The organism is Streptomyces phyllanthi (genome assembly GCF_009377205.1).
Lineage (GTDB): Bacteria > Actinomycetota > Actinomycetes > Streptomycetales > Streptomycetaceae > Streptomyces > Streptomyces phyllanthi.
On sequence record NZ_VJZE01000259.1, the window covers coordinates 1 to 13,010 of the forward strand.

Here is a 13,010-nt window from a genome sequence, read left to right on the forward strand (position 1 = left end):
CGAGACGGACATCTCGTGGGTGCGGGGCCCCTGCCGTGCGGCAGCCCGGCCGGCGCGGCGCGCTAGCGCGGCTCCGGGTCCTCGGCCGTCGGCAGCAACATCTCCTCGTACCGGCCCAGTGCCAGCACAACGCCGAGCATCAGGACCGGAATGAACACAGCGACAACCGCCATGGCCTGTCCTTCCCCAGAAAGAGTCCAAACGGTTTGGTGGGGGGGATGTGATCCGGGTCTCCCGGAGACGGGAACGCAAACGCGGCAGCCGGCAAACGGCGTTCGGAGAACGGAGCCCGGCGCGCGTTCGCGGTGGTCGGGGCGCCTCCGGGCACTTTCCGGCGCGGAAGCGCACATGGCCCGGCACCACCCCGTGTCGACCCCGGGTCAACGGGTACGCGGTCGCCACCCCGAAGATCTGGAGGGAGTCATGCAGCGAGGCAGCGACCGGCTGAGCGTCCATCGGGACGACGAGATGAAACACGAACTGCAGGGTCTGCTCCGCTCCGGCCACCCCACGCGCACGGAGGAGTGGCACGACCCGGAGCCGACCGCCGACGACGACCCGGAGGTGGCGGGCGGCCCGGTGTCGCCGAGCCGTTCCCCGGCCGGCGTGGAGGCGCTGCGCTACGAACTGGGGCGCATCCTGGGCCGTACCTCCTTCCCGGCCGGCCCCCGGGACCTGATCGGCGTCCTGCGTGCCAAGCACGCCCCGGACACCCTGGTCGAACTCCTGGAACAACTGCCGAGGAACGCCCGGTACACCACCCCGCGCGAACTGGCGGAAGCGGTCGTACGCACCGGAGAACGCGGTCGGGAAAGGCGCTGAAACCCGTACGGAGACGTACGCGGAACCCGCACACGACCACAACGAATAGGCGTCCCCCTCAGGGGTACTGCGGGCGTCGTCACGATGACGGACGCACCCGTACCCCTGCAGCCCGGGGAACCAGGAAAGGACCATGCCATGGCTGATTTCGTCAGGGAGGTCATGACGCCCGGTGTCGTCGCGGTCCGGCCGGACGCCTCGCTCGTGGAAGCCGCACAGGTGATGCGGGCGCAGGACATCGGAGATGTCCTCGTGGCCACTGACCACCAGGTCATCGGGGTACTGACCGATCGCGACATCACGCTGCGCGCCGTGGCCGACGGCGCCGACCCGCTCACGGTGAGCGCCCAGGCCGTCTGCACGCCCGACCCGGTGATGATCGGCCCCGAGGACGCCGTGTCGGCCGCGGTCGAGCTGATGCGCGACCACGCCGTACGACGGCTGCCGGTCGTCGAGAACGGGCACCCGGTCGGCATGCTGAGCCTCGGGGACCTCGCGGTGTCGCAGGACCCGGACTCGGCGCTCGCCGACATCAGCCGCGCCGTGCCGGACAGCTGGCCCGGCACGACTCCCGCGTGAGCGGCTCAGCCATGAACGAACACACGCCCGAGCCGTCCGGCACCTCCAGCCCGTCCGGCACAGCCGGTACGTCCGGTGCGTCCGGCACGGCGCACGACGGTACGGGAACCCCGCTGGACCACTCCCGCGCCCCCGTCCTGGAGGCGCTCGAACGGCATCGCCGCTCCCGGCGGTACCCGTTCTCGCCCCCCGGCCACAAGAACGGCCCCGGAGTCGACGCACGGGTCGCGCTGACGCTCGGCCCGGACGTGTTCGCCTCCGACGTGCTCGCCCTCAACGGGCTGGACGACCGGCGGATGTCCGGCCGTTTCCTGGAGCGGGCCGAGGAACTGATGGCGGACGCGGTGGACGCGGAACGGGCGTACTTCTCGACCTGCGGCAGCTCGCTGTCGGTGAAGGCCGCCATGCTGGCGGTCGCGGGCCCCGGCGAGAAGCTGCTGATAGCCCGCAACGCCCACAAGTCCGTGATCGCGGGCGTCATCCTGGCCGGGATCGACCCGGTCTGGGTGCGCCCGCGCTGGGACACCGGGCACCATCTGTCGCATCCGCCGGGCCCGGAGGAGGTCGAGGAGGCGTATCGGCGGGCGCCCGACGCCAAGGGCATGCTGCTGGTCACGCCGACGGCGTACGGCACCTGCGCCGACATCAACGGGATCGCCGAGGTGTGCCACGAGCGCGGCCGGCCGCTGATCGTGGACGAGGCATGGGGTGCCCATCTGCCGTTCCACGAGGACCTGCCGAGCTGGGCGATGGACGCGGGCGCGGATCTGTGCGTCACGTCCGTGCACAAGATGGGCGCCGGCCTGGAGCAGGGCTCGGTGTTCCATCTGCGCGGCGGCCTGGTCGATCCGGCGGTGCTGCGGCTGCGCGGCGATCTGCTCAACACCACCAGCCCGTCGGTCCTGATGTGGGCCGCGCTCGACGGCTGGCGGCGCCAGATGGTCGAGCACGGGCGCGATCTCCTGGAGAACGCCATGAAGCTGGCGGGCCGGGTGCGCGAGGAGATCGCCGCGCTGTCCGGGCCGGTCCCTCTCGAAGCCGTCGATCTCGTCGGGGACGGGCGGGCGTTCGCCTACGACCCGCTGATGGTGGTGATCGACGTCTCCGGCCTCGGGACGAGCGGCTACGCGGCCGCCGACTGGCTACGGCACCACCGCCAGGTGGACGTCGGGCTCGCCGACCACCGCCGCGTCGTCGCCCAACTGACCCATGCCGACACGGAGGAGAGCTGCGTGGCCCTGCTGGACGCCCTGACGGAACTGGTGAAGCGGCGCGGTGATCTGCCACCGCCCGTGCCCGTACGCCTGCCCACACCGGAGGGCCTGGAACTGGAGGGCGCGATGCTGCCCCGCGATGCCTTCTTCGGGCCCACGGAGGACGTGCCCGTCGAGCGGGCCGTGGGGCGCGTCGCCGCGGAACCCGCCAGCCCCTACCCGCCAGGGGTGCCCGCGATCTGCCCGGGCGAGCGGATCAGCCGGGAGGTCGCCGAGTACCTGGCGTCCGGTGTGGAGCACGGCATGTACGTGCCGGACGCCTCGGACCAGTCCCTGCGCACACTGCGGGTGGTGGCCGAATGAGCCGCGGCCAGGCAGCGGAGATCAGCGCGTCGGGCGCCACCGTGGACGTGGGCGACGTGACGACCCGGTACCTCCTGTACGGCCTGCTGCCGTCCTGGTTCGTGCCGGGCGTGGCCGACTGGGTGATGCACCGGCGTACCCGTATCGAGGAGACCGCGGGGACGAAGGAGTCCCTGATCCACTCGCTGATGATGGCCGAGGTCGGCCTCCCCATCGCGCTGACCCTGCGCTACGAGGTCAATCCGCTGCTGCTGTCGGTGCAGCTGGGCGGGGCGGCGGTGCACGAGGCGACCGCGCTGTGGGACGTACGGACCGCCGTGAAGAGCGACCGCGAGGTCAAGCCGGTCGAGCAGCACATCCACAGCTTCCTGGAGTCGCTGCCCTTCGCGGCGCTGGCCTCCCTGATGTGCCTGCACTCCGACCAGGTGAGGTCGCTGCTGCGGGGCGGCCGCGGGAACCCGGACGCGTGGCGGCTGGTGCCACGGCGCCGCCCGCTGTCCCGGGGTTACCTCGCGGGCATCGCCGCCGCGATCGGCACGTGCGTACTGCTGCCGTACGGCGAGGAACTGCTGCGCTGCGTGCGCGCGGGCCGCCGGAACGGGAAGCCCGCCGAAGACGAAGCGAACTGGCGTGCCACGAAAGGACGTTGAGACATCATGCGTATCGCATTCCTGACCGCACCCGAGGGCGTCGAGCAGATCGAGCTCACCGATCCGTGGCAGGCCGCGAAGGACGCCGGCCACGAGCCCGTGCTCGTGTCGACGAAGTCCGGTGCGATCCAGGCCTTCGACCACCTCGACAAGGCGGACACGTTCCCCGTGGACGAGGTCGTCGGCGAGGCCTCGGCGGACTCCTTCGGCGGGCTGGTCCTGCCGGGCGGCGTGGCCAACCCGGACTTCCTCCGCATGGACCCGAAGGCCGTCTCGTTCGTCCGGGACTTCTTCGAGCGGGGCCTCCCGGTCGCCGCGATCTGCCACGCCCCGTGGACGCTGGTCGAGGCGGACGTCGTACGCGGCCGCACGCTGACCTCGTGGCCGAGCCTGCAAACAGACATCCGCAACGCCGGCGGCACCTGGGTCGACGAAGAGGTCAAGATCGACGACAGCGGCACCAACAAGCTGGTCACCAGCCGCAAGCCGGGCGACCTGAAGGCGTTCTGCGACGCGTTCCTGCACGTGTTCTCCGAGGAGGCCGGCCGATGACCTCCCCCGCCGACCGCAAGCAGGAACAGCGCCAGGGCTTCCGCGCGGACGACCCCGCCGGCGGCCCGCTGACCACGGACCAGGGCGTCGAGGTCGACCACACCGACGACTCGCTGACGGTGGGCGACCGCGGGCCCACGCTGATGGAGGACTTCCACTTCCGGGAGAAGCTCACCCACTTCGACCATGAGCGGACCCCGGAGCGGGTGGTCCACGCGCGGGGCGCGGGTGCGTACGGCTACTTCGAACCGTACGAGTCCTGCGCGGAGTTCACCCGCGCGGCCTTCCTCCAGGACCCCTCGGTGCGGACGCCGGTGTTCGTACGGTTCTCGACGGTGCAGGGCCCCAAGGGCTCGGCGGACACCGTACGGGACGTACGCGGCTTCGCCACCAAGTTCTACACGTCCGAGGGCAACTACGATCTCGTCGGGAACAACTTCCCCGTCTTCTTCATCCAGGACGGCATCAAGTTCCCCGACTTCGTGCACGCGCTCAAGCCGGAGCCGCACAACGACATCCCCACGGGCGCGTCCGCGCACGACACCCTGTGGGACTTCGTGTCGCTCCAGCCGGAGACGCTGCACGCCATCATGTGGCTGATGTCGGACCGGGCGATCCCCCGCAGCTACCGCATGATGCAGGGCTTCGGCGTGCACACCTTCCGGTTCGTGAACGCGGACGGGAAGGGCACGTTCGTGAAGTTCCACTGGAAGCCGAAACTGGGCGTGCACTCGCTGGTGTGGGACGAGGCCCAGGAGTGCCAGGGCCGGGACCCGGACTTCAACCGGCGGGACCTGTGGGACGCGATCGAGGCGGGCGAGTACCCGGAGTGGGAGCTGGGCGTCCAGCTCGTACCGGAGGAGGACGAGTTCGCCTTCGACTTCGATCTGCTCGACGCCACGAAGATCATTCCGGAGGAGCAGGTGCCGGTACGGCCGATCGGCCGGATGGTGCTGGACCGCAACCCGGAGAACTTCTTCGCGGAGACCGAGCAGGTCGCCTTCCACACGGCCAACGTGGTGCCCGGTATCGACTTCACCAACGATCCGCTGCTCCAGGCCCGGAACTTCTCCTACCTGGACACGCAGCTGATCCGGCTCGGCGGGCCCAACTTCAGCCAGCTGCCGGTGAACCACCCCGTCGCGCCCGTACGCACCAATCAGCGCGACGGCTACCACCAGAGCGCGCTCCACTCGGGTACGAACTACTTCCCGAACTCCCTCGGCGGCGGCTGCCCCGCCCACGCGGGCGCCGACGGGAGTGCGTACACGCACTACGCGGAGCGCGTGGACGGCGCCAAGATCCGCCGCCGCAGCGAGAGCTTCAAGGACCACCACAGCCAGGCCGCGATGTTCTGGAACAGCATGGCCGACTGGGAGAAGCAGCACATCGTGGAGGCCTTCCGCTTCGAGCTCGGCAAGGTCGGCGCGATGACGGTCCGCACCCGCACGGTGGACGAACTGGGCAAGGTGGACCCGGAGCTGGCCACGCAGGTGGCGGCCGGTATCGGGGTGCCCGCGCCGGAGCGGGACGAGTCGGTGACGCACAAGCTGACCTCCCCGGCCCTGAGCCTGGAGTCGCTGCGCGGTGGCGGTTCGATCCGCACCCGGCAGATCGCGGTGCTGGTCACCGACGGCGTGGACGCCGAGCAGGTCACCTCCGTGCGGGAGGCGCTGGCCGCCGAGGGGGCGATCGTGGAGGCGATCGCCGCCCAGGACGGGACCGTGCGCGGCTCGGACGGCGAGGAGTACATGGTCGACCGGGCCCTGCCGACCGTGGCGTCCGTGCTGTACGACGCGGTACTGCTGCCCGGCGGGCCCACGGGCACTCCGGAGAACGGGTCCGATCCGGACGTGCTGCGGTTCGTACGGGACGCCTACCGGCACGGGAAGCCGGTGGGGGCGCTCGGCTCGGGCGTGGGCGTGCTGTCGGCGCTGAAGCCCGACGGGCTGCGGCTGTCGTCCGAGTTCCACCGGGTGGTGGCCGACCGGGGCGTGGTGACGGACACCGCGCCGGGCGCGGCGAGCGAGGAGTTCCAGCGGGCGTTCGTCGAGGCGATAGGGGCCCACCGCCACTGGGGCCGGCCACCGGTCCGGTGCTGAGGTGGGTGGGTGGGCCGTGCTCCTCTTGCGGGGGCACGGCCCACCCGCCCAGGGGCGCTTGCGGGGGCACGGCTCGCCCACCTAGGGGCGCGGGGAACTGCGCGACAAACCACGACGAACCCGCGCCCCGCAAACCGCAACAAGTCCCGAGCTCTCAACCTCTCAACCGCCCGCCGAGCGCTACGGTCGCCGCCCCAGCAAGCACAGCAGCCGCGTCTGCGCGTCAGCGTCACGCGGCGGCATGACCGGCTCCGCGAACAGCCCCGTCTTCGCCAGCTCCGCGGCGTACGGCGTCACCTCACTGACCGCGAACCTCAGCAACCCACCCGGAAGACGCTCGTCCGCACCGATCGCACGCGCCAGGTCCCAGGCGTGCACGACGAGGTCGGCGGTCATCTGACCGCAGTAGTCGGCGGCCGGGGTGTCGCCGTACGAGAGATGGACCGTTCGGTCGAGCGCGCCCGGCGCGGCGAACGCGTCATGGGCGGCGCGGGCCGCCGTGTCGAAGCAGGCGGCCGGGTCGGAGCCGAGCAGGTCGCCCTCGAAGGTGTCGCCGACCTCCTCGATCATGCAGCCGTCCCGGACCAGCGGGGGCACCCACAGCTGCTCGGAGACGAGGTGGTTGACGAGGTCGCGTACCGTCCACTCGGCGCAGGGCGTGCCCGCCTCCCACTGGTCGTCGCGGACGGTGTGAACACGTGCGCCGAACAGCGCGTGGGCCTCCTCCAGGCGGATGATCAACGGGTTCGTGGCGGTGGTGCGTGTCATGACTCCGCGAGTCCGCGCTCCCGCGCACCCTCGCGCGTACGGCCGGTCGCGACGGTGCGGCGGGGGTTGCGGCGCAGGTACTCGCCCTCCAGTTGCGCCATGCGCTCGTTGTGCGTGTGCAGCGCGTCGTTCGATCCGTACAGCAGCGTGTCATGGCGTGTGCGGTGGATCGTCTCCAGCTCTTTCATCAGCTGCTGGTCGTCCAGCCGGCCCGGGTCGACTCCGGTCATCGCGGTACCCCACTCGTCGTGTCCATCGGTGCCGTCCGGGTACCCGCCCGGCAAGCGTTACCCCGATCGGCAACCGGGAGGGAGCCATGGATCTCGCCTTTCTCCATCCACTCTACGAACATCCGGGGCCCTGGGCCTCCGTGTACGTCGACACGTCCTCGCACACGGAGTCCACGGCGCACGAGCGTTCCCTGGTGGCCGACGCGGTCTCCCGGGAGCTGGCCGCCCAGGGCGCCGACGAGGCCACCTGTGCGGCCGTGCACCGGGCGGTGGACGAGCTGCGCCACTCCTCCGAGCCCCATGGCCGGGCCTTCTTCGCCCGGGCGGGCGAGGTGGTGCTGGATCCGCCGCTCGCGTACGCCCCGCCGGGCTCCTCGGCCCACTGGGCGCCCCTGCCGCGCGCGACTCCGCTGCTGGAGCTGGCCGGGGAGGACCCGGTGTGCGTGGTGGCGTACGTGGACCGGCGCGGCGCGGACTTCGAGCTGCGCGGGGCGCGGGGCGGCCAGGACGCCGGTTCGGTGACCGGCCGGCAGTGGCCCGTGCACCGTACGAGCTCGGCCGACTGGTCGGAGCGCCACTTCCAGCTGCGGGTCGAGAACACCTGGGAGCACAACGCGGCGGAGATCGCCGACGCGCTCGCCGTGTGCCAGGAGGAGACCCGCGCCGACCTGCTGATCCTCGTCGGCGACGAGCGCGAGCGGAAGGCGGTGCGGGAGCGGCTGCCGCAGCGGCTGCACAGCCTCGTGGTGGAGGCCCCGCACGGCGCGGGCAGCCGGCTGCTGGACGAGGACGTGGACCGGGCGCGCGCGGAGCACGTGCACCGGACGGCCGCCGGCGAACTGGAGCGGTTCCTCGCCGCGCGGGCCCCGGACGCCGAGGGGCGGACGGGCGCCGTGGAGGGCGTGCCCGCGCTGGTGGAGGCGGCCCGTGAGCACCGTATCGACGAACTGCTGATCCGCCCGGACGGGCCGGACGCGCACCGCGAGGTGTGGATCGGGGAGGACCCGGACCAGCTGGCGGTACGGCGTACGGAGCTCAAGACGCTGGGTGAGCAGAACTCGTGGTCGGCCCGCGCGGACGACGCCCTGCTGCGCTCCGCGGTCGCGACCGACGCCCCGGCGATCTCGGTGACGGCGGCCACGGCGGACGAGGTGCCCGTGGGCGGACTGGGGGCGCTGCTGCGCTGGAAGTGACCTTGTTCTCTGCCGAGGAGCGCGCCGGGGGCATATGACGTGCCCGGGTCCGACCAGCCTGGTCCGACCTACCTGGCGCGCTCCACCCTGCGCTCGTCCCACACCGGCTCCGGCGTCTCGCGTACGCGGCCGTCGGAGCCGAAGACGAGGTAGCGGTCGAAGGAACGGGCGAACCAGCGGTCGTGGGTGACCGAGAGGACCGTGCCGTCGAAGGCCTCCAGGCCCTCCTGGAGGGCTTCGGCGGACTCCAGGTCCAGGTTGTCCGTCGGCTCGTCCAGGAGCAGCGCGGTCGCGCCCTCCAGTTCGAGGAGCAGGATCTGGAAGCGGGCCTGCTGGCCGCCGGAGAGCCGGTCGAAGCGCTGCTCGGCCTGGCCCGTCAGCTCGTAGCGGCGCAGCCGCGACATGGCGGCGCCGCGGTCCTGGGCGTGCTCCTTCCACAGGATGTCCAGCAGGGTGCGCCCCTCCAGTTCGGGGTGGGCGTGCGTCTGGGCGAAGTGGCCGGGCACGACCCGGGCGCCCAGCTTCCACTCCCCCGTGTGCGCCACGTCGTCGCCCGCGAGCAGACGCAGGAAGTGGGACTTGCCGGAGCCGTTGGAGCCGAGGACGGCGACGCGTTCCCCGTAGAAGACCTCCAGGTCGAAGGGCTTCATCAGGCCGGTGAGCTCAAGCCCCTTGCAGGTCACGGCCCTTAGGCCGGTGCGGCCGCCCTTGAGCCGCATCCTGATGTCCTGCTCGCGCGGCGGCTCCGGCGGCGGGCCCGCTTCCTCGAACTTGCGCAGCCGGGTCTGGGCGGCCGCGTACCGAGAGGCCATGTCGGGGCTGATGGCGGCCGCTTGGCGGAGCGTCAGGACGAGCTTCTTCAGCTGTGCGTGCTTCTCGTCCCAGCGGCGGCGCAGTTCCTCGAAGCGCTCGAACCGCTGTCGCCGTGCCTCGTGGTACGTGGCGAACCCGCCGCCGTGCACCCACGCGTCCGCGCCCGCGGGACCGGGCTCGACGCTCACGATCTTCTCCGCGGCGCGGGCCAGCAGCTCACGGTCGTGGGACACGAAGAGCACGGTCTTGCGGGTCTCCTTGAGCCGCTCCTCCAGCCAGCGCTTGCCGGGCACGTCGAGGTAGTTGTCGGGCTCGTCGAGCAGCAGCACCTCGTCGGTGCCGCGCAGCAGGGCCTCCAGCACGAGCCGCTTCTGCTCGCCGCCGGACAGGGTGCTCACCTGCCGCCACTGCGCCTTCTCGTACGGCACGCCGAGCGCGGCCGTGGTGCAGATGTCCCAGAGCGTCTCGGCCTCGTAGCCGCGCGCCTCGGCCCAGTCGGCGAGTGCCTGCGCGTAGCGGAGCTGGGCGGCCTCGTCGTCCACGGTCATGATGGCGTGCTCGGCCTCGTCGACCGCCCGGGCCGCCTCACGGATGCGCGGTGGGGCCACGGACACGAGCAGGTCCCGTACGGTCGTCTCGTCCCGTACGGACCCCACGAACTGCCGCATCACGCCGAGCCCGCCACTCACGGTGACGGTCCCGCCGTGCGGCTTCAACTCCCCCGAGATCAGGCGCAGCAGCGTGGTCTTGCCTGCTCCGTTGGGCCCCACGAGGGCGACGACGGCGCCCTCTGCGACCCGGAAGGACACGTCGCCGAGCAGGGTCCTCCCGTCGGGGAGGTGGTACTCGAGGTGTGCGGCTTCCAGGTGTCCCATGGGCAGGCATTCTCCGGGCGATGGGGTGCGCCGGGCAAACCCGTTTCGGGAAGCTCCCGAGTACGCCCGCAGGGGACCCGACTTGACACGAGGTGGCTGCCCTGGGGTACCCGTGCCCCATGACCCCAGATGTCGATCTCACCGTACGCCCGCCGGGCCGCCATCCCCTCCGGGACCGTTTCCTCGCCGCGGACACCCGTCTGTTCGAAGCGGTGGCGGCCCGCTACTGGCCGGGCGCCGACCCCGTACTGCCCCGTCTGAGCCGTGCCGCGAACCACGGCGTGCTGTGGTTCGCCACGGCGGCGGCCCTCGCCGCGACGCGGAGCCCGCGGGCCCGCCGGGCCGCCGCCCGGGGCGTGGCGTCGCTCGCCCTGGCCTCGGCGACCATCAACACCCTCGGCAAGCGTTCGGTCCGCCGTCCCCGCCCGGTCCTCGACAACGTCCCGGTGGTCCGGCAGCTGAAGCGGCAGCCGATCACCACGTCGTTCCCGTCCGGGCATTCGGCGTCCGCGGCGGCCTTCGCGACGGGTGTCGCCCTGGAGTCCCGTGGCTGGGGTGCGGCCGTGGCGCCGGTGGCGGCCGCGGTCGCGCTGTCCCGCGTCTACACGGGCGTGCACTTCCCCAGCGACGTCCTGGTCGGTGCCGCGTTCGGGGTGGGCGCCGCCTACGCCGTACGCGGCCTGGTGCCGACCCGCGATCTGCTGCCGCCGCCGGGCCGTCCGCGTGCCGAGGCACCCGCGCTGCCCGACGGCGAGGGCCTGGTCGTCGTCGCCAACCGGGGCGCCGGGACCTCGGACCGTGTGCGCGCCCTCCAGGACGCCCTGCCCCGCGCCGAGGCCGTGGAATGCGAACCGGAGGACGTGCGGGACGAGTTGGAGAAGGCGGCCACCCATGCCCGGGTGCTCGGTGTGTGCGGCGGCGACGGCACGGTGAACGCGGCGGCCGAGGTGGCCCTGCGGCACGGTCTCCCCCTCGCCGTCCTCCCCGGCGGCACGCTCAACCACTTCGCGCAGGACCTGGGTGTCGAGGACGCCCGGGATCTCGCCCGGGCGCTGAGCGACGGCGAGGCGGTCCGCGTGGACGTGGGACGCTTCTCCTCCGGCGACACGGAGGGCGTGTTCCTCAACACGTGCAGCCTGGGCGTCTATCCGGAGCTGGTGCGCGAACGAGAGCGGTGGGCGCCGCGGATCGGCGGCTGGCCGGCCGGTGTGCTCGGCGCGGCACGCGTGCTGCGCGCGGACCGGCACCCCCTGGAGGCCAGGTTCCAGAACCGTACGCGCCCGCTGTGGCTGCTGTTCGCCGGCAACGGCACGTACCACCGCATGGGTCTCGCGCCCGGCCGCCGCTTCGATCTCGCGGACGGGCTGCTCGACGTGCGCGTGGTGCACGGGGGCCGCCACCCGGCCCTGCGCCTGCTCGCCGCCGCGGCGGCGGGCCCGCTCACCCGCTCCCCCGGCCATTCGGCGGTGCGCGTCCAGCGGCTGCGCGTGGACGGCGTCACGCCCGGCACCCTCCTCGCGTACGACGGCGAGGTCATCGAGGTGACGGGCGATCTGACGCTGAGCAAGCTCCCGGAGGCGCTGACGGTCTACCGCCCGTCGACGCTTCGCTGACGAGCCCTCCCGCTTCGACCCTCTGTCCATATCTCAAGACGTGGGTCTCAATATTCGACATGCGGGCGTACGGTGACGCATACCGATCCCGAGGAGCGGCCGGCTTGCGGGGTCCTTCATGTGAAGAGGGGAACGTCATGCCGAAGACACGGGAAACCGCCGTCTACACGCACGGACACCACGAGTCGGTGCTGCGCTCGCACACCTGGCGGACGGCCGCCAACTCGGCGGCCTACCTCCTCGGGGTGCTCAGGCCCTCCATGAAGATCCTGGACATCGGCTGCGGGCCGGGCACCATCACCGCCGACCTGGCGGAGCTGGTGCCGGACGGCCATGTCACGGGCGTGGACCGCGCGCCGGACATCCTGGACCGGGCGCGGGCCACGGCCGACGCACGCGGACTGCGGAACGTCGACTTCGCGGTGGCGGACGTGCACGCCCTGGACCACCCGGACGACACCTTCTGCGTGGTCCACGCGCACCAGGTGCTCCAGCATGTGGGCGATCCGGTGCGCGCGCTGCGCGAGATGGCACGGGTGACGAGGCCGGGCGGGTACATCGCGGTCCGGGACGCGGACTACGAGGCCATGACGTGGTTCCCGGTGTCACCGGGCCTCGACGACTGGCTGGACCTCTACCGCAGGGTCGCCCGCGCCAACGGCGGTGAGCCGGACGCGGGCCGGCGCCTGCGGTCCTGGGCACTGCGGGCGGGCCTCACCGACATCACCGCCACCTCCGCCACCTGGACGTTCTCCACCGAGGAGGAGCGGGCCTGGTGGAGCGGGCTGTGGGCTGACCGGACGGTGGCGTCGGCGTACGCCGATCGCGCCACGGGCGGCGGCCACGCGACCCCGCAGGAGCTCCGGGCGATCTCCGAGGCCTGGCGGGAGTGGGGGCTGCGGGAGGACGGCTGGTTCTCCGTTCTGCACGGAGAGATTCTGTGCCGGAAATGAATGCCTCCGGTGAGGCCTAATTCCTGGAATTCTGGCCACTCGGAAAGCAGGAGGTGTCATCACATGGTTCCCATCCTGCTTGTTCTGCTTTTGGCTCTGCTTCTCTTCGGAGCCGGATTCGCGGTGAAGGCGCTCTGGTGGATCGCCGTCGCCGTACTCGTGGTCTGGCTCCTCGGATTCGTGATGCGCGGCCCGAGCGCGGCCGGGGGCCGGGGGCGCTGGTACCGCTGGTAGGGCGGTGACAGAGAGCCAACAGCGTGATGGCGCCGGCGGTGCCCCCGAA

13 protein-coding genes are annotated in these 13,010 nt (G+C 72.0%); 10 read left to right on the forward strand and 3 right to left on the reverse strand.

Going from position 1 to position 13,010, the window contains the following annotated elements; all coding sequences use genetic code 11:
- Positions 1–423 precede the first annotated feature (423 nt).
- From FNH04_RS28985 to FNH04_RS29010, 6 genes are all read left to right on the forward strand, one after another.
- Positions 424–822 (forward strand): DUF2795 domain-containing protein, encoded by a 399-nt coding sequence (locus FNH04_RS28985; protein WP_152788740.1) that lies wholly within the window; start codon positions 424–426, stop codon positions 820–822.
- Positions 823–960: 138 nt separating this feature from the next.
- Complete coding sequence (locus FNH04_RS28990; RefSeq protein ID WP_152788741.1) at positions 961–1,401, forward strand: CBS domain-containing protein; 441 nt, start codon at positions 961–963, stop codon at positions 1,399–1,401.
- A gap of 11 nt (positions 1,402–1,412) precedes the next feature.
- On the forward strand, positions 1,413–2,978 hold the full coding sequence (locus FNH04_RS28995) for an aminotransferase class I/II-fold pyridoxal phosphate-dependent enzyme (RefSeq protein WP_152788742.1): 1,566 nt from the start codon (positions 1,413–1,415) through the stop codon (positions 2,976–2,978).
- Complete coding sequence (locus tag FNH04_RS29000; protein ID WP_152788743.1) at positions 2,975–3,628, forward strand: diguanylate cyclase; 654 nt, start codon at positions 2,975–2,977, stop codon at positions 3,626–3,628. Before FNH04_RS28995 ends, FNH04_RS29000 begins: the two co-directional genes overlap by 4 nt.
- Positions 3,629–3,634: 6 nt before the next feature.
- Positions 3,635–4,180, forward strand: a complete 546-nt coding sequence (locus tag FNH04_RS29005; protein ID WP_152788744.1) for a type 1 glutamine amidotransferase domain-containing protein — start codon at positions 3,635–3,637, stop codon at positions 4,178–4,180.
- The gene (locus FNH04_RS29010; protein WP_152788745.1) at positions 4,177–6,282 is read left to right on the forward strand and encodes a catalase; all 2,106 of its coding nucleotides are present in this window, start codon (positions 4,177–4,179) and stop codon (positions 6,280–6,282) included. Before FNH04_RS29005 ends, FNH04_RS29010 begins: the two co-directional genes overlap by 4 nt.
- Before the next feature lie 180 nt (positions 6,283–6,462).
- Here FNH04_RS29010 and FNH04_RS29015 read toward each other — a convergent pair whose 3' ends face one another.
- Together FNH04_RS29015 and FNH04_RS29020 are read right to left on the reverse strand one after the other, a co-directional pair.
- A complete protein-coding gene (locus tag FNH04_RS29015) occupies positions 6,463–7,050 on the reverse strand; it encodes a TIGR03086 family metal-binding protein (RefSeq protein WP_152788746.1) in 588 nt (195 codons plus the stop codon).
- On the reverse strand, positions 7,047–7,280 hold the full coding sequence (locus tag FNH04_RS29020) for a DUF6158 family protein (protein WP_152788747.1): 234 nt from the start codon (positions 7,278–7,280) through the stop codon (positions 7,047–7,049). The genes FNH04_RS29015 and FNH04_RS29020 overlap by 4 nt, the downstream gene beginning before the upstream one ends.
- An 86-nt stretch (positions 7,281–7,366) precedes the next feature.
- On the opposite strand from FNH04_RS29020, the gene FNH04_RS29025 reads away from it, so the two are divergent.
- Entirely contained in the window at positions 7,367–8,473 is a 1,107-nt protein-coding gene (locus tag FNH04_RS29025; RefSeq protein WP_152788748.1) for a baeRF2 domain-containing protein, read from the forward strand.
- Positions 8,474–8,541: 68 nt separating this feature from the next.
- Here FNH04_RS29025 and FNH04_RS29030 read toward each other — a convergent pair whose 3' ends face one another.
- Entirely contained in the window at positions 8,542–10,161 is a 1,620-nt protein-coding gene (locus tag FNH04_RS29030) for an ABC-F family ATP-binding cassette domain-containing protein (RefSeq protein ID WP_152788749.1), read from the reverse strand.
- Positions 10,162–10,280: 119 nt separating this feature from the next.
- Here FNH04_RS29030 and FNH04_RS29035 point away from each other — a divergent pair, with 119 nt between their 5' ends.
- From FNH04_RS29035 to FNH04_RS29045, 3 genes are all read left to right on the forward strand, one after another.
- A complete protein-coding gene (locus FNH04_RS29035) occupies positions 10,281–11,774 on the forward strand; it encodes a bifunctional phosphatase PAP2/diacylglycerol kinase family protein (RefSeq protein WP_152788750.1) in 1,494 nt (497 codons plus the stop codon).
- Positions 11,775–11,911: 137 nt separating this feature from the next.
- A complete protein-coding gene (locus FNH04_RS29040; protein WP_152788751.1) occupies positions 11,912–12,727 on the forward strand; it encodes a methyltransferase domain-containing protein in 816 nt (271 codons plus the stop codon).
- A 63-nt stretch (positions 12,728–12,790) separates the two neighbouring features.
- Entirely contained in the window at positions 12,791–12,961 is a 171-nt protein-coding gene (locus FNH04_RS29045; protein WP_152788752.1) for a hydrophobic protein, read from the forward strand.
- Positions 12,962–13,010 lie beyond the last annotated feature (49 nt).

Excerpts from the sequence above, each read along its gene's own strand:
- FNH04_RS28985 (WP_152788740.1), top strand. The coding sequence starts at position 424 with ATGCAGCGAGGCAGCGACCGGCTGAGCGTCCATCGGGACGACGAGATG.
- FNH04_RS28990 (WP_152788741.1), top strand. The coding sequence starts at position 961 with ATGGCTGATTTCGTCAGGGAGGTCATGACGCCCGGTGTCGTCGCGGTC.
- FNH04_RS28995 (WP_152788742.1), top strand. The coding sequence starts at position 1,413 with ATGAACGAACACACGCCCGAGCCGTCCGGCACCTCCAGCCCGTCCGGC.
- FNH04_RS29000 (WP_152788743.1), top strand. The coding sequence starts at position 2,975 with ATGAGCCGCGGCCAGGCAGCGGAGATCAGCGCGTCGGGCGCCACCGTG.
- FNH04_RS29005 (WP_152788744.1), top strand. The coding sequence starts at position 3,635 with ATGCGTATCGCATTCCTGACCGCACCCGAGGGCGTCGAGCAGATCGAG.
- FNH04_RS29010 (WP_152788745.1), top strand. The coding sequence starts at position 4,177 with ATGACCTCCCCCGCCGACCGCAAGCAGGAACAGCGCCAGGGCTTCCGC.
- FNH04_RS29015 (WP_152788746.1), bottom strand. The coding sequence starts at position 7,050 with ATGACACGCACCACCGCCACGAACCCGTTGATCATCCGCCTGGAGGAG.
- FNH04_RS29020 (WP_152788747.1), bottom strand. The coding sequence starts at position 7,280 with ATGACCGGAGTCGACCCGGGCCGGCTGGACGACCAGCAGCTGATGAAA.
- FNH04_RS29025 (WP_152788748.1), top strand. The coding sequence starts at position 7,367 with ATGGATCTCGCCTTTCTCCATCCACTCTACGAACATCCGGGGCCCTGG.
- FNH04_RS29030 (WP_152788749.1), bottom strand. The coding sequence starts at position 10,161 with ATGGGACACCTGGAAGCCGCACACCTCGAGTACCACCTCCCCGACGGG.
- FNH04_RS29035 (WP_152788750.1), top strand. The coding sequence starts at position 10,281 with ATGACCCCAGATGTCGATCTCACCGTACGCCCGCCGGGCCGCCATCCC.
- FNH04_RS29040 (WP_152788751.1), top strand. The coding sequence starts at position 11,912 with ATGCCGAAGACACGGGAAACCGCCGTCTACACGCACGGACACCACGAG.
- FNH04_RS29045 (WP_152788752.1), top strand. The coding sequence starts at position 12,791 with ATGGTTCCCATCCTGCTTGTTCTGCTTTTGGCTCTGCTTCTCTTCGGA.